Annotated in this window: 13 protein-coding genes; 3 read left to right on the top strand and 10 right to left on the bottom strand. The window is 74.5% G+C overall.

Annotated elements, in window-relative coordinates:
* Positions 1 to 76: 76 nt before the first annotated feature.
* From ACFVU9_RS33445 to ACFVU9_RS33455, 3 genes are all read right to left on the bottom strand, one after another.
* Positions 77 to 1,288, bottom strand: coding sequence for a DUF2510 domain-containing protein (locus ACFVU9_RS33445; RefSeq protein ID WP_387599883.1), 1,212 nt, complete (start codon positions 1,286 to 1,288; stop codon positions 77 to 79).
* Positions 1,289 to 1,437: 149 nt separating this feature from the next.
* Positions 1,438 to 2,238 carry a 3-oxoacyl-ACP reductase gene (locus tag ACFVU9_RS33450; protein ID WP_380444317.1) on the bottom strand — a complete coding sequence of 267 codons (801 nt, stop codon included), beginning with the start codon at positions 2,236 to 2,238 and terminating at the stop codon, positions 1,438 to 1,440.
* Positions 2,239 to 2,243: 5 nt separating this feature from the next.
* A complete protein-coding gene (locus tag ACFVU9_RS33455) occupies positions 2,244 to 3,629 on the bottom strand; it encodes a glutamine synthetase family protein (RefSeq protein WP_380444319.1) in 1,386 nt (461 codons plus the stop codon).
* Between the two features lie 158 nt (positions 3,630 to 3,787).
* On the opposite strand from ACFVU9_RS33455, the gene ACFVU9_RS33460 reads away from it, so the two are divergent.
* Complete coding sequence (locus ACFVU9_RS33460) at positions 3,788 to 4,516, top strand: gamma-glutamyl-gamma-aminobutyrate hydrolase family protein (RefSeq protein ID WP_387599886.1); 729 nt, start codon at positions 3,788 to 3,790, stop codon at positions 4,514 to 4,516.
* Positions 4,517 to 4,590: 74 nt separating this feature from the next.
* Here ACFVU9_RS33460 and ACFVU9_RS33465 read toward each other — a convergent pair whose 3' ends face one another.
* From ACFVU9_RS33465 to ACFVU9_RS33490, 6 genes are all read right to left on the bottom strand, one after another.
* A complete protein-coding gene (locus ACFVU9_RS33465; protein ID WP_387599889.1) occupies positions 4,591 to 5,340 on the bottom strand; it encodes an SGNH/GDSL hydrolase family protein in 750 nt (249 codons plus the stop codon).
* A 13-nt stretch (positions 5,341 to 5,353) separates the two neighbouring features.
* Positions 5,354 to 6,577: a beta-ketoacyl-[acyl-carrier-protein] synthase family protein gene (locus tag ACFVU9_RS33470; RefSeq protein ID WP_380444325.1), complete on the bottom strand. Its 1,224-nt coding sequence runs from the start codon at positions 6,575 to 6,577 to the stop codon at positions 5,354 to 5,356.
* Entirely contained in the window at positions 6,574 to 6,816 is a 243-nt protein-coding gene (locus ACFVU9_RS33475) for an acyl carrier protein (RefSeq protein ID WP_380444327.1), read from the bottom strand. The genes ACFVU9_RS33470 and ACFVU9_RS33475 overlap by 4 nt, the downstream gene beginning before the upstream one ends.
* Positions 6,817 to 6,830: 14 nt before the next feature.
* Positions 6,831 to 8,264, bottom strand: a complete 1,434-nt coding sequence (locus tag ACFVU9_RS33480; RefSeq protein ID WP_387599893.1) for an MFS transporter — start codon at positions 8,262 to 8,264, stop codon at positions 6,831 to 6,833.
* Between the two features lie 7 nt (positions 8,265 to 8,271).
* Positions 8,272 to 9,183, bottom strand: coding sequence for a class I SAM-dependent methyltransferase (locus ACFVU9_RS33485; protein WP_387599896.1), 912 nt, complete (start codon positions 9,181 to 9,183; stop codon positions 8,272 to 8,274).
* A gap of 72 nt (positions 9,184 to 9,255) precedes the next feature.
* Positions 9,256 to 10,203 carry an acyl-ACP desaturase gene (locus ACFVU9_RS33490; RefSeq protein WP_387599898.1) on the bottom strand — a complete coding sequence of 316 codons (948 nt, stop codon included), beginning with the start codon at positions 10,201 to 10,203 and terminating at the stop codon, positions 9,256 to 9,258.
* Positions 10,204 to 10,451: 248 nt separating this feature from the next.
* Here ACFVU9_RS33490 and ACFVU9_RS33495 point away from each other — a divergent pair, with 248 nt between their 5' ends.
* Positions 10,452 to 11,522: a cation diffusion facilitator family transporter gene (locus ACFVU9_RS33495; protein ID WP_387599901.1), complete on the top strand. Its 1,071-nt coding sequence runs from the start codon at positions 10,452 to 10,454 to the stop codon at positions 11,520 to 11,522.
* A gap of 76 nt (positions 11,523 to 11,598) precedes the next feature.
* Positions 11,599 to 12,504, top strand: a complete 906-nt coding sequence (locus tag ACFVU9_RS33500) for a 5'-3' exonuclease H3TH domain-containing protein (protein ID WP_380494444.1) — start codon at positions 11,599 to 11,601, stop codon at positions 12,502 to 12,504.
* A gap of 77 nt (positions 12,505 to 12,581) precedes the next feature.
* On the opposite strand, the gene ACFVU9_RS33505 is transcribed toward ACFVU9_RS33500, so the two are convergent.
* Entirely contained in the window at positions 12,582 to 15,437 is a 2,856-nt protein-coding gene (locus ACFVU9_RS33505) for a DEAD/DEAH box helicase (protein ID WP_380444400.1), read from the bottom strand.
* Between the last annotated feature and the right edge of the window lie 4 nt (positions 15,438 to 15,441).

Genomic DNA, 15,441 nt, shown 5'->3' on the forward strand with positions numbered 1-15,441 from the left:
CTCTTCCCGCTACCCCCCGCGCCCCCCCCGTTGGAGCGGGTGGCCCCGCCGCTGGTGCGTGAGGAGTCGCCGCCGCTCAGGTGGCGGTGGTGGTGGTGCCGCCCGTGCCCGGGTCGCCGGAGCCGCCGGTGCTGCCCGAGTCGCCTGCGCCGCCCGCCCCACCGGTGCCGCCGCCGGGCAGCGGGATCGAGGGCAGCTTGCCCTTGTAGTCGCCGATGCCCTTGACGATGGTGTCCATCACCGCGGGGTCCGGCGCCTTGTCCGCGATGTCGAAGCCGAAGTGCACCGAGACCAGGCCGGTGCCGTCGGCGGACGGGAAGACCACGGTCTGCACGTAGCCGTTGTTGCCGGTGGGCGCGTCGACCTTCCAGCGGACGAGGTAGCCGCTCTTGCCGTTCACGGTGACGGCCTCGGACTTGAGCTCCTGGTGGCCGGTGATGTCGCCGTAGGCGTCCTTGGCGGCCTGGGTGATGTCGCTCTTCGCCGCTGCCTGGACGTCCGTGGCACCGTCGATGTGGCCGGTGTTCACGCCGCCGAGGGTGCAGGTGCCGGTGCCGCCGCCCGCGCAGGTGTAGGTGCCGACGCTCATCGACGCGAAGCCGTCGCGGGTGCTGCCCGCGTCCCAGCCGGACGGGACGGGCAGGGTGATCCGGTTGACCAGGTCGATCGCGCCGCCGGAGCCGGGGCGGGTCTTGCCGTTGCCGCCGGAACCACCGGAACCGTTGCCGCCGCTGCCGCCCTTGCCGTTGCCGCCACCGTTGCCGCCGGAGCCGCCGCCCCCGGGACCGCCGCTGCCGCCGCCCAGGCCGGGGAAGTCGTTCCACGGGCCGTTCTCCCAGGGCGCGGCCTGCGGCTTCGCCACGCGCTGCGTGCGGTCGCCGTGGCCGTCCATCGCGAGGTACGTCACCCCCGAGCCGACGCCCAGGCCGACCAGCGCCGCCACGACGGTCGCCACGACCAGCTTGGAGGGCTTGCGCCGGGCCTTGGCCGGCGGCGGCACCTCGGCACCGTACGCGGTGCCGAAGGGCGGCGGCTCCGGGTAGCGGACCGTCCCGCTCTCCAGCACCTCGCCCTCCAGGACCGTCGGCCCGCCGGCCGCCGCCGCGGGCTCCTCGGCCGTCCCCGGCCCCGGAGCGTCGGCGGCCGGGGGCTCCGGCGTCGGCGCGTCCGAGGGTGCGGGCCGGGTGCTGGCCGTCCAGCCCTTGCCGTCCCACCAGCGCTGCGGTCTCGGGTCGCTGCTGGTGTCCTTGGGGTCCGGGTACCACCCGGCGGGAATCTGCTCACTCACACCAAAGAATGTAAAGGCAGGCGGATAAACGCGAAATCAGCACAAGCGTGAATTCCCGTGCTTCCGGATGAGATTACGGTGAGAAGCACCCTGGACGGCCCCCGGGCCGCTCCCGACGGGGCGGCGGGGCGGCGGCCCGGCGGGGCGGTCTACAGCGGCGTGACGTACGCCCCGGCGATGCCGCCGTCGACCAGGAACTCGCTCGCGGTGATGAACGACGAGTCGTCACTGGCCAGGAACGCCACCGCCGCCGCGATCTCCTCCGGGCGGGCGAACCGGCCCAGCGGGATGTGCACCAGGCGGCGCGCGGCCCGCTCCGGGTCCTTCGCGAACAGCTCCCGCAGCAGCGGGGTGTCCACCGGCCCCGGCGACAGCGCGTTCACCCGGATCCCTTCCCGCGCGAACTGCACGCCCAGCTCGCGGGACATCGCGAGCACCCCGCCCTTCGAGGCGGTGTAGGAGATCTGCGAGGTCGCCGCGCCCATCCGGGCCACGAAGCTCGCCGTGTTGATGATCGAGCCCCGCCCGTGCCGGCGCATGTACGGCAGCGCCGCCTTGCAGCACAGGTAGACGGAGGTCAGGTTGACCTCCTGGACCCGCCGCCACGCCTCCAGGCCGGTGGTCAGGATCGAGTCGTCCTCCGGGGGCGAGATGCCGGCGTTGTTGAAGGCCACGTCGACGCTGCCGCACGTCTCGTAGGCCTCGTCGAACAGCGCCTCGACCATGTACGGGTCGGTGACGTCGGTGTGCACGAACAGGCCGCCGACCTCCTTCGCCGCCGCCCTGCCGCTCGCCTCGTCGAGGTCCGCGCACACCACCTTCGCGCCCTCGGCGGCCAGCCGGCGCGCCGCGGCCAGGCCGATGCCGCTGCCCGCGCCGGTGATCACGGCGGTGCGGCCGACCAGGCGTCGGCAGACCACGTCCTCGTGCGCGGAACCCTTCCCGGTCATCGGCCTCACATCCGTTCGAAGGAGCGGTAGCGCTCCCAGTCGGTCACGGCGCCGTCGTACGCGGACTGCTCGACCCGGGCCATGTTCAGGTAGTGCTCCACCACGTCGTCCCCGAAGGCCGTCCGGGCGAGCTCGCTGCCGGCCCACAGGTCGGCGGCCTCGCGCAGCGAGCCCGGAACCCGGGCGTACTCCTCGACGGCGTACGCGTTGCCCAGGCACGGCGCGGGCAGATCCAGCTTCTGCTGGACGCCGTGCAGGCCGGCCGCGATCATCCCGGCCACCGCGAGGTACGGGTTGACGTCCCCGCCGGGCACCCGGTTCTCCATCCGCAGGCCGGGGCCGTGACCGACCACCCGGTACGCGCAGGTGCGGTTGTCCCGGCCCCAGGCCACCGCCGTCGGCGCGAACGAGCCGGGGCGGTACCGCTTGTACGAGTTGATGTTCGGCGCGTACAGCAGGCCGAACTCGCGCAGCGCGACGAGCTGTCCGGCCAGGAAGTGCCGCATCGTGTCGGTCATCCGGCCGTCCCGGTCCGCGAACGCGGGCGCGCCGACGGCGTCCCGCAGCGACAGGTGGATGTGGCAGCTGTTGCCCTCGCGCTCGTCGTACTTGGCCATGAAGGTGAGCGCGCAGCCCAGCTGGGCGGCGATCTCCTTCGCGCCGGTCTTGTAGACGCTGTGCTGGTCGCACGTGGTGAGGGCGTCGGCGTAGCGGAAGGCGATCTCGTGCTGGCCGAGGTTGCACTCGCCCTTCGCCGACTCGACGGTCAGGCCCGCGCCCGCCATCTCGTTGCGGATGCGCGACAGCAGCGGCTCGACCCGGGCGGTGCCGAGCATCGAGTAGTCGACGTTGTACAGGTTCGCCGGGGTCAGGCCGCGGTAACCGCCCAGCCAGGCCTGCTCGTAGGTGTCCCGGAAGACCAGGAACTCCAGTTCCGTGCCGATGTCGGCGGCCAGCCCGTGCTCGGCCAGGCGCGCGATCTGGCGGCGCAGCAGCTGGCGCGGCGCCGCGTCCACCGGGTGGCCGCCGTGCCGGGCCAGGTCGGCGGTGACCTGGGCGGTGCCGGGCTGCCACGGGGTCAGGCGCAGCGTGGCGAGGTCGGGGCGCATCGCGAAGTCGCCGTAGCCGGTGGCCCAGGAGGAGAAGGCGTAACCGTCGACGGTGTTGAGGTCGACGTCGACGGCCAGCAGGTAGTCGCAGGCCTCGGCGCCGTTCTCGACGACCTCGTCGAGGAAGAACCGGGCGGCGAACCGCTTGCCCTGCAGACGGCCCTGCATGTCGGTGAAGGCGAGGGCGACGGTGTGCACCTCGCCGGCGTCCACCAGGGTGCGCAGTTCGTCCAGCGTGAGCGGGGCCCGCGGCGGCCCGCCTGCGGCGGCGTTCTCGGACATGGCGACGGAACCCTTCTCCTCGATCACTCTTCGAGATCAGGCGGTCACAGCGAACCGTACGGCCTGCGGCTCGCGGGGCGGAAGAGGGCGGGCGGGTGTGGCGCGCCGGGATGCGTGGTTGACGTGGGAAGGGACGTGACGGGTGCAGAATGCGCGCCATGGATCGCAGGCCTTTCATCGGCGTCAGCACCTACGTGGTGGACGCGAGTTGGAGCGACTGGCGGGGCCGCCGGGTGGCACTCGTGCCCGAGCGGTACACCGCCTACGTCCAGGACTCCGGCGGCATCGCCGTCCTCCTCCCGCCGGACGCCCCGGAACGCGCGCCCGACGTCCTCGCGCGGCTCGACGCCCTCGTCATCGCCGGCGGGCCGGACCTCGATCCGGCGTACTACGGCGCGGCGGCCCACCCGCGCACCGAGGTCGACTCGCCGGAACGGGACGTGTGGGAGGTTGCGCTGCTGCGCGGCGCGCTCGCGGCGGGCATGCCGCTGCTGGGGATCTGCCGGGGCATGCAGGTGCTCAACGTCGTGTGCGGGGGGACGCTCGTCCAGCACCTGCCGGACGTCGTCGACGTGGACGTGCACAACGGCTCGCCGGGCAGGTACGGGACGCACCCGGTGCGGCCGGTGCCCGGGACGCTGCTGGGCGGGCTGCTGCCGGAGAGCGAACTGGAGGTGCCGACCTTCCACCACCAGGCGGTGGACCGGGTCGGGGCCGGCCTAAGGGTCTCGGCGCACGCGCCGGACGGCACGGTGGAGGCGGTGGAGGGGCCGGGGTTCACGCTGGGCGTGCAGTGGCACCCGGAGCAGGGGGACGACCTGCGGGTGATGCGGGCGCTCGTGCGGGCGGCGACGGCGGCGCAGTTGGACGCCGTCGTGCTGGCGTAGCGGCAACTCGCCTGCTGCGCCAGCACTTTGTCGCCCTCCCCGCGCCCCGGACGCGAGACGCGGGGACCCGTCGGTCAGCCGGCCGCGGGGACGGGGAGCCGGATCTGCGCCGCCGCCTCCAGGAGGGTGGGGAGCATCCGGGTGGCGTGGGCGGCGTAGCCCGCCGGGGACGGGTGGACGCCGTCGGGGCTCAGGAGGGTGTCGGCCCGGTCCCGGAACTCGGGGCCCGACGTGGGGGCCAGGTGGGCGCCGGTGCGGACGGCGGTGCGGGTGTGGCGGCGGGCGAGGCGGCCGGAGCGGACGTGGCCGATCCAACGGGCCGGGCGGCGGAAGCCCGGCGCGTAACCGGGGTCGGGGCACGGCACGACGACCAGTTCCCAGCCGGCCTCCCGCAGCGCCTGCGCCAGGTGGGCGAAGCGGCGGGCGGCCCGGCCGAGCGGCGCGGGCAGCAGGACGTCGTTCCCGCCGACGATCAGCACCGCGATCCCCGGCCGCAGCCGCGCCGCCCGCAGCACCTGCCGGCCGACGGCGGCCGTGGTGGCGCCGGCCCGGGCGTGGACGCGCAGGAGGACCGGGCGGCCGGTGCCCTCGGCGAGGCCTTGGGCGAGCCGGGCGCCGAGGGTCTGCCCCGGACGCCGGGCGCCGACGCTCTGGGCGAGCGAGTCGCCGAGCACGAGCAGCGTCAGCGGCCGGTCGTCGCCGGGGGCGGCGGGTTCGGTGGACCCGGTGGGCTCGTACCGCCCGTCCGGCGCGGGGACCGACCAGTCGGCGGGCGGGCGGCAGAACACCAGGCGGGCGTAGAGCCGGGCGAGGGGGAGGAACATCGGGGCTCCGGGTTCAGGCGGCGGTGAGCACGACGGCGGCGTTCTGGCCGCCGAAGCCGCTGGAGACGGACAGGGCGGTGGGGACGGCGAGCGGGCGCGGCGCCTTGGTGACGACGTCGAGGTCGACGGCGTCGTCGAGCCGATCGAGGTTGGCGGTGGGCGGGACGAGCCGGTGCTGGAGGGACAGGACGGCGACCGCCGCCTCGATCGCCCCGGCCGCGCCCATCGTGTGGCCGATGACGCTCTTGTTGGCGGTCACCGGCGGCGGCCGGTGGAACACCTGCCGCAGCGCGGCCGCCTCGGCCGGGTCGTTGAGCGGGGTACCGGTGCCGTGCGCGTTGACGTGCCCGATCTCGTACGGCGCCAGCCCGGCGTCGGCGAGGGCGGCCCGCACGGCGCGGGCGAGGCCGTCGCCGCCGGGGTGCGGGGCCGTGAAGTGGTGGGCGTCGCTGGAGGCGCCGTGCCCGGCGAGGAGGGCGCGCGGGCGCACCCCGCGGGCCCGGGCGTGGCCGAGGCGTTCGAGGACGAGGACGCCCGCACCCTCGGCGAGCACGAAGCCGTCCCGGTCGGCGTCGAACGGGCGGGAGGCGCCGGCCGGGTCGTGGCGGCGGCGCGACAGCGCGCCGAGCCGGTCGAAGGCGGCGGCCGTCATCGCGGTGCGGGCGCTGTCGGTGCCGCCGGCGAGGACGAGGTCGCAGGTGCCGGAGCGGATGAGGTCGCAGGCGAGCGCGAGCGCGGTGGTGCCCGAGGCGCACGCGGTGCTGGTGACCAGGCTCGGGCCGAGCACGCCGAGGTCGAGGGCGACCTCCCCGGCGGCCATGTTGGGGATGCTGCGCGGCAGCATCAGCGGCGAGATCCGGTCGGCGCGGCCCTCGGCGAGGCGGGCGTACTCGACGGCGTACGTGTGCGAGCTGTTCGCGCTGACGCCGAGGACGGCGCCCACCCGCGTGCCGTCCCACTCCGCCGGGTCGAGCCCGGCGTCGGCCACCGCCTGCCGGGCGGCGACCACGGCCATCTGGCAGAAGCGGTCGAGCCGCCGGGCGAGCCGGCCGCCGAGCAGGGCCGGCGGGTCGAAGCCGTCCAGCCGGCAGGAGAAGTCGACGGCGAGGCCCGCGAGTTCGGGATCCGGCCGGGCGGTAGGACCGGCGTCCAGGAAGCGCTCCCAGACCGCCGCCGCGCCGCTGCCGGCCGGGGTGACCAGCCCGAGCCCGGTGACGGCCACCGCACGGGTGCTCAACTGACGCCCTCCGCGGCGAGAGTGGCGTCCGCGTGGGCGGCGAGCTCGCCGAGGGTGCGGTCGGGGGTGATGTCGGCGACGGTGACGCCGATCCGCTCCTCGACGAGCAGCGAGAGCTCGACCAGGGCGAGGCTGTCGAGGTCGAGCGAGGCCAGGGTGGCGTCGGGGGTGACGCGGGCGGGCACGACGTCGAACTCGTCGACGAGGCAGGAGCGGAGGGTCTCGTAGGTCGAGGACATGGGTGGACTTCCCTTCAGGACGTGGTTGTCGAAGAATCGAGGTCGCGGACGGCGGGCCGGTCGAGACCCGGCAGGCGACGCCAGGCGAGGATGGCGGCGAGCAGGGCGACCGCACCGCCGACCACGGCCGCGGCGCCGAGGCCGTCGGTGAACGCCAGGGCGAAGGCGGCCGGATCCGCCGGGCGGGCCCGTTCGAGCGCGGTGGCCAGGACCGAGCCCAGCACGGCCACCCCGAGGGTCGAACCGACCTGCCGGGTGGCGTCGTTGAGGGCCGAGCCGACCCCGGCCGCGCCCTCCGGGACGGCGCTCATCACCAGCTCGGTCGCGACCGGCGCGAGCAGCCCTGCGCCGACGCCGGCGAGGCCCTCGAACAGCAGCACCGGGGCGTCCCCGGAGCCGACGGTCAGTCCGCCCAGCTGGACGAACCCGGCCGCGATCAGCGCCAGGCCGCCGGCGCACGGCACCCGGGCACCCGACCGCCGTGCCAGCACGGGCCCGAGGAGCGCACCGGTGGCGAGTCCGAGGGAGAGCGGGACCATCCGCACCCCGGCCTGCCATGCGGACAGACCGCGGACCTGCTGGAGGTGGAGCGTCAGCAGGAACATCGCGCCGAACATGGCGAAGGACATCAGCGCGAGCGACAGCGTGGCCGGCCAGACCGGCCCGCCGCGCAGCAGCCGGACCGGCACCATCGCTTCGACGCACCGGAGTTGGCGCCGGACGAAGGCGGCGATCAGCAGCACCGCGACGGCGAACGCCGTCAGCACCCCGGCGCTGGTCCAGCCCCGGCCCGGGGCCTCGATCACGCCCCACACCAGCGCGAGCAGCCCGGCGCAGGACAGCAGCGCGCCGGGCCGGTCGAGCGGCCGCGCCTCGGGTGCGCGGGACTCGGGCAGGACGGCGAGCGCCGCCGCGCCGATCACGGCGATCACCGGGACGTTCAGCCAGAAGGCCGCCTGCCAGCCGTACCGCTGGACCAGCAGACCGCCCGCGACCGGGCCGAACACCGCGCCGACCCCGGCCACCGCCGCCCAGATGCCGATCGCCCGCCGCCGGGCGGCCGGTTCGGGCAGGACGTGCACGACGGTGGAGAGGGTGGCGGGCATGAACAGCGCCGCCCCGAGCCCCATCCCGCACCGGGCGGCGACGAGTTGGGCCGCACCGTGACCGGTGGCGCCGGCCACCGAGGCCAGCCCGCAGAGCGCGAGCCCGGCGAGGAAGGCCCGCCGCCTGCCGTACCGGTCGCCGAGCGCCCCGGCGGCCAGGACGCAGCCGCCGAGCGCGAGCGCGTAGCCGTCGACGATCCACTGCGTCTCGGCGAGCGTCGGGCCGAGGTCGGCGCGCAGGCCGGGGATGGCGACGTTGAGCACGGTGAAGTCGAGGCCGAGCAGGAACAGCGCGGCGCAGACCACCGCGACCGCCGCCCAGGCCCTCCGTCCGGAAGCCACCCCGGCCTCAGACCGGGAGCCGCAGCGGCTCGTCACGCCGCCGGAGGCCGATCCGGTAGAGCGTGGCGGCGCCGCGCAGGAACGTCACTTCGCTGCCGCGCAGGTAGCGCCGGTAGCGGCGGTACCCGTCCGCCCCGACCAGCCGCTCGGCCGCCTCGCGCGCCTTCAGCAGCCGGGCCGACCAGGCGGCCAGCGTGCGCGCGTAGTCCTCGGCGGAGGCGGCGAGGGCCACGACCGAGAAGTACGGGTCGCAGGCGGCGGCGATCTCGCTCAGCCGGGGCAGCGTGCAGTTCGGGAAGATGTCGCTGCCGACGAACTCGCCCAGCGGTCCGGTGCCGTCCGCCACGCCGTCGTAGCCGATCGACTGCAGCGACATCCGGCCGCCGGGGCGCAGCCAGCGGTGGCAGGACTCGAAGTAGCGGGCGTACACGCCGAGCCGCTCGGCGCGCGTCATGCCGGCGGTGGCGAAGTGCTCGAAGGCGCCCATCGAGACGATCGCGTCGTACGGGCGCTCCGGTGCGTGGTCCTCCCAGCTCTCCAGCCGGGCTTCGACGCCGGGCAGGGCGCGGGCGGCGAGGAACGCGTGCTGGGCCGGCGAGATGGTGAGGCCGACGGCCTCGCCGACCCGGTCGCCGCGGCTCGCGTGCGCCAGCATCGCGCCCCAGCCGCAGCCGACGTCGAGGATCCGCAGGCCGTCACCCGGCCCGGCGCCGACCAGGTCGAGGTGGTGGTCGAGCTTGGCCCGCTGGGCGCGGGGCAGCGCGGTGGCGTCGGGCTCGTCGCGCGGGATGCCGTCCCACTTGGCGGCGGTGTAGGCGAGGGTCTCGTCGAGCCAGAGGGCGTAGAAGTCGTTGCCGAGGTCGTAGTGGAAGGCGATGTCCTCGGCGCTGGTGCCTGCGGTCGTGATGGCGGTGGTCATGCGGGTCCTGTCTGGTCGGCCGGGCTGGGCGGTCGGGCTCGTGGAGCGGTGGGGCTCGTGGAGCGGTGGGGTTCAGGCGCCCTCGGCCCGGCGGGCGCGGACGGCCAGGGCCTGGGCGCGGCGCTCGACGAAGCGGGCGGCCCGGGCGTCGAGGCCTTCGAGGTGCTCGGCGATGCGCTCGCGGGCCTGCTCGCCGGCGGGGCCGAGCCCGCCCCGGTCGAGGACCTTGAGCGCGCGCAGCAGCGGGACGAGGACCTCGTCGTGGTGCACCCGCGGGTCGTACACGCCGGCGACGGCGATCTCGGCGGCCATCCGGCCGAAGCCCGGCATGCCCTGGCCGGGCATCGCGAAGCCGCGGATCGTCTCGTCGAGCGTGACGAGCACCCGGTCGGCGTCGAGTTCGGCGGCGGCGCGCAGGAGCTCGCGGTAGAAGACCATGTGCAGGTTCTCGTCCTGGGCGATGCGGGCGAGCAGCCGGTCGCACACCGGGTCGCCGCTGAGCCGGCCGGTGTTGCGGTGGCTCACCCGGGTGGCGAGCTCCTGGACGGCGGCGTACGCGATCAGGCCGAGCGCGCCCTCGGGCTCCGGGAGGGTGCCGGTGCGCAGGTGCGCCATCCGGGCGCGCTCCAGGGCGACCGGGTCGACGGCGCGGGTGGCGTGCAGGTAGGCGCGGAGGGCGGCGGCGTGGCGGTCCTCCTCGGCCGTCCACTGGTGCAGCCACGCGCCCCAGGCGCCGTCCCTGGTGGTCCGGTCGCCGATGATCCAGTGGTAGCCGGGCAGGTTGTCCTCGGTGAGGAGGTTGACGACGAGGGCCGAGCGCACGGCGGGGCCGATCGCGGACTGCTCGGGGTGCCAGGGCTCCCCGCCGAGCGGGCCGTCGAAGTCCCGGCCGAGGCTCCACGGGACGTACTGGTGCGGGAACCACTCGCGCGCCGAGGAGAGATGGCGATTCATCAATTCCTCTGCTGTTGCTTCGAGTTCGACGAGCCAGCGGACGGGCCCCGTGGTAGCGATCTTCACGGGGCATGATCGTCGCGGACCCGCGCGGCGGGGTGCAAGCCGCGTTCACTCGGCCGAGTGACATGCCCACTCGGATTGACCAAGGCCTATGCCACGGGCAATGCGAAGGCCGTTCGGGGGAGGGTCCAACGGGAACGACAACGGTCACCAGTACAGCCTTTGGATCTTTGTCGATTCTGCGGTTCACTTCCGGTGCGGGGCGATCGCGCCGCGCCCCCTTCCCACCCGTGCGTCCAGAGAGGACTTCGATGGCCGGGCACGAGCACCCCCACGATGATCATGCGCATGACCACGACCACGGCGGCCGCGGACACGGCCACGGCGGACACGCGCACGGCCACGGGCACGGCGGCCATTCGCACGGCGTCTCCGCCGACGCCGACCGCCGCTGGCTGGTCAGCGCCCTCGCCCTGATCGTCGTCTTCATGGCCGGCGAGGTCGTGGTCGGCTTCGCCGCGCAGTCGCTGGCCCTGATCTCCGACGCCGCGCACATGCTCACCGACGCCGCCTCGATCGTCCTCGCGCTGATCGCGATGCGGCTCGCCGCCCGCCCGGCCCGCGGCGGCTACACCTACGGGCTCAAGCGCGCCGAGATCCTCTCCGCGCAGGCCAACGGCGTCACCCTGCTGGTCCTGTCCGCGTGGCTGGGCTACGAGGCGGTCACCCGGCTGATCGAACCCCCGGCCGTCACCGGCTCACTGGTGCTGGTCACCGCGCTGATCGGCATCGTCGTCAACCTCGCGGCCGCCTGGTGCATGTCGAAGGCCAACCGCAGCTCGCTCAACGTCGAGGGCGCCTTCCAGCACGTCCTCACCGACCTGTACGCGTTCATCGCCACCGCCGTCGCCGGCCTCGTCGTCCTGACCACCGGCTTCGCCCGGGCCGACGCGATCGCCTCGCTGATCGTCGTCGTCCTGATGCTCAAGGCGGGCATCGGCCTGGTCCGGGACTCCGGACGGATCTTCCTGGAGGCCGCCCCGGCCGGCATCGACCCGGACGCCGTCGCCGACCGGCTGGTCACCGAGCCGCTGGTCGAGGAGATCCACGACCTGCACATCTGGGAGATCACCTCCGGCCAGCCCGCCCTGTCCGCGCACATCCTGGTCACCCCCGGCGGGGACTGCCACGCCGTGCGGCGCGAGCTCCAGCGCCGGCTCGCCGGCGAGTACGGGATCACCCACAGCACGCTCCAGGTCGACCACGTCGGCGAGGACGAGGCGGGCGCGCTGCTGCAGATCGCCACCCCGGGCGACCGGTCCGCCGAGCACTGCGCCGACGCGCACGGCCCGGTGCACCGCGCCGGACCGCACGAGCACTGACGACCGGCGGCCCGCCGGAACCGGCGGTCCGTCGGCCCCGTACGGCATGATCTGAGGCGTGACCGCACCGCGACTGATGCTGCTCGACTCCGCCAGCCTGTACTTCCGGGCCTACTTCGGCGTACCGGACACCCTGCGCTCGCCGCAGGGTGAGCCGGTCAACGCCGTCCGCGGCCTGCTGGACTTCATCGCCCGGCTGGTCCACGACCACCGCCCCGACCAGCTGGTCGCCTGCATGGACGCCGACTGGCGCCCGCAGTGGCGGGTGGACCTCGTGCCCTCGTACAAGACCCACCGCGTCGCCGAGGCCGCCGAGGACGGCGAGGAGGAGGTGCCCGACACCCTCGCCCCGCAGGTCCCGGTGATCGAGCAGGTGCTGGACGCGCTCGGCATCGCCCGCGTCGGCTCCCCCGGCTACGAGGCGGACGACGTCATCGGCACCCTCACCGCCCGGGCCACCGGCCCGGTGCAGATCGTCACCGGCGACCGCGACCTATTCCAACTCGTCGACGACGCCCGCGAGATCACCGTCCTCTACCCCGTCAAGGGCATGGGCAACCTGCAGGTGACGGACGACGCCCTGCTCCTGGAGAAGTACGGCGTGCGCGGCGCCCAGTACGCCGACATGGCCGCCCTGCGCGGCGACCCGTCCGACGGCCTGCCGGGCGTCAAGGGCATCGGCGAGAAGACCGCCGCCCAGCTCATCAACGAGTACGGCGACCTCCCCGCCATCCGCGCCGCCGCCCTCGACGTCGCCTCCAGGCTCACCCCCGCCCGCCGCCGCAACATCGTCGAGGGCGCCGCCTACCTCGACGTCGCCCCGAAGGTCGTCCGCGTGGCCGACGACGCCCCCCTCCCCCTCTTCGACCCGGTCCGCCCCCACGAGCCCCTCGACCCCATGACCCTCGAAGAACTCTCCACCCGCTGGGGCCTCGGCACCTCCCTGGACCGCCTCCTGGAAGCCCTCGCCACCACCCGCTGAACCGCCGGGTCCCGGACATGGGAAAGCCGCACGGGCCGGAGCCCGTGCGGCTTTCCTGTTCGGCGCCTTGCGGGACCTCAGCCCACCGAGGAGTAGGCGATGATGCCGCGGCGGAGGCCGTCGACGGCCTTGCGGGCGGTCTTGCGCAGGTCGGCGTCCTCGCCGGCGGCGTCCTGGATCTGGCCGAGGACGTCGATCAGCTGCTTGGTCCAGCGGACGAAGTCGCCGGCCGGCATGTCGGCGTCGCGCAGCACCTGGTCGAGGTTGTGGCCGAGCGCCCAGCGGTAGGCGACCCAGGCGAAGCCCAGGTCGGGTTCGCGCTGGCCGACGCCCTCGGCGGTGTTGATCCGGTGCTGCTCCTCCAGGGCGTCGAGGTGGCCCCAGATACGGACCATCTTGCCGAGCGCCTCCTTGGCCGCGCCCTCCGGCACCCGGGGGGCGCCGGCGTCGTCGGCCTGGCGCGACTCGTACACCAGCGCCGAGGCGCAGGCGGCGAGTTCGGCGGCGGCCAGGCCGCTCCAGACGCCCTCGCGGATGCACTCGGAGGCGAGCAGGTCGAGCTCGCCGTAGAGCCGGCCGAGCCGCTTGCCGTCGTCGGTGACGGTGTCGCCGCTCAGGTACCCGAGGTCGGTGAGCAGCGCGCAGACGCGGTCGAAGGTGCGGGCGATGGTGTGCGTGCGGGAGCGCATCTTGCGCTCCAGCAGCTCGGTGTCGCGGTGCAGCCGGTGGTAGCGCTCGGCCCAGCGCGCGTGGTCCTCGCGCTCGTCGCAGCCGTGGCAGGGGTGCTGGCGCAGGACGGTGCGCAGCCGGGTGATCTCGGGGTCGTCCGCGGCGGCGGCGCGCCCGCGCCGGAAGCGCTCGGGCTCCAGGTGGCCGGCCTTGGTGCGCAGCGCGGAGGCGAGGTCGCGGCGGGACTGCGGGCTGCGCGGGTTGAAGGACTTGGGGATGCGCACCCGCTCGATCGCGACGACCGGGTGCGGGAAGTCGATCATGGCGAGCCGCTTGACCTGCCGCTCGGCGGTGAGCACGACCGGGCGCGGCCCGTCCTGGAAGTCCGGGTGGCGCGACCCGCCGCGGCCGGAGCGGTCGACCGGCGGCAGGCCCGGGTCGAGGACCAGGGCGAGGCCGGCGAACTTTCCGGTGGGCACGTGGATGACGTCGCCCGGCTTGAGCTGCTCGATGGACTCGGCGGCGGCGGCGCGGCGCTGGCTGGTGCCCTCGCGGGCGAGCTCGTTCTCGCGGTCCTTGAGGCTGCGGCGCAGCTCCATGTACTCGTCGAAGTCGCCGAGGTGGCAGGTCATCGACGCGCGGTAGCCGTCCAGCCCCTCCTCGTTGCGCTGCACCTGGCGGGCGATGCCGACGACCGAGCGGTCCGCCTGGAACTGCGCGAAGGACGTCTCCAGCAGCTCGCGCGAGCGGTGCCGGCCGAACTGGGAGACCAGGTTGACGGCCATGTTGTAGGACGGCCGGAACGAGGACTTGAGCGGGTAGGTGCGGGTGCCGGCCAGGCCGGCGAGCGCCTCCGGGTCGAGGCCGCGCTGCCAGAGCACGACGGCGTGGCCCTCGACGTCGATGCCGCGGCGCCCGGCGCGGCCGGTGAGCTGGGTGTACTCGCCGGGGGTGATGTCGGCGTGGGTCTCGCCGTTCCACTTGACGAGCTTCTCCATGACCACCGAGCGGGCGGGCATGTTGATGCCGAGCGCGAGGGTCTCGGTCGCGAAGACGGCCTTGACCAGGCCCTTCACGAACAGCTCCTCGACGACCTCCTTGAACCGGGGCAGCATCCCGGCGTGGTGGGCGGCGATGCCGCGCTCCAGCCCGTCCAGCCACTCGAAGTAGCCGAGGACGTGCAGGTCCTCGTCGGGGATGTCGGCGCAGCGCTCCTCGACGATGGATCGCACCAGGGCTCTGTCGGAGTCCTTGTTGAGCCGCAGGCCGGAGCTGAGGCACTGCTGGACGGCGGCCTCGCAGCCGGCCCGGCTGAAGATGAAGGTGATCGCGGGCAGCAGGCCCTCGGCGTCGAGCCGGTCGATGACGTCGACGCGGCCCGGCGTCCAGACCCGGCCGGGGCGGCCGTTGGGCATGGAGCGGCCCCGGCCGCGGCCGAAGCGGTCGCGCGGGTTGCGGTCGAGCTCCGAGCGGGCGAGCCGGACGAGCTCGGGGTTGACCGCCTTGCCGGGGTTCTTGAGGCTGTGCTTGGGGCGCCCGTCGCGGTCGGGGCTGGCGAACAGGTCGTACATCCGGTTGCCGGCCATCACGTGCTGCCACAGCGGGACCGGCCGGTGCTCGGAGACGATCACCCGGGTGCCGCCGCGGACGGTGTCCAGCCAGTCGCCGAACTCCTCGGCGTTGGAGACGGTCGCGGAGAGCGAGACGAGGGTGACCGACTCGGGGAGGTGGATGATGACCTCCTCCCAGACGGCGCCGCGGAAGCGGTCGGCGAGGTAGTGGACCTCGTCCATGACGACGTAGCCGAGGCCGTCGAGGGTGCTGGAGCCCGCGTAGAGCATGTTGCGCAGCACCTCGGTGGTCATGACCACCACGGGGGCGTCGCCGTTGACGCTGTTGTCGCCGGTGAGCAGGCCGACCTTGGCAGCGCCGTAGCGCTTGACCAGGTCGCCGTACTTCTGGTTGGAGAGCGCCTTGATCGGCGTCGTGTAGAAGCACTTGCGGCCGCCGGCCAGGGCCAGGTGCACGGCGAACTCGCCGACGATCGTCTTCCCGGAGCCCGTGGGGGCGGCGACGAGGACGCCCTCGCCCGCCTCCAGGGCCCGGCAGGCCTCGACCTGGAAGTCGTCCAGCGGGAAGTCGTACAGCTGCTGGAAGCCGTGGAGGGCCGTCGCCTGCTCCACGGCCCGGCGACGGCTGGCCGCGTACGCCTCGGCGGGGCTGAGCTCCCGGTCGTCGTGGGGCTCGGGCTCAGGGGTGTTCATCGCC

The organism is Kitasatospora sp. NPDC057936, assembly GCF_042887525.1.
Classification (GTDB): Bacteria; Actinomycetota; Actinomycetes; order Streptomycetales; family Streptomycetaceae; genus Kitasatospora.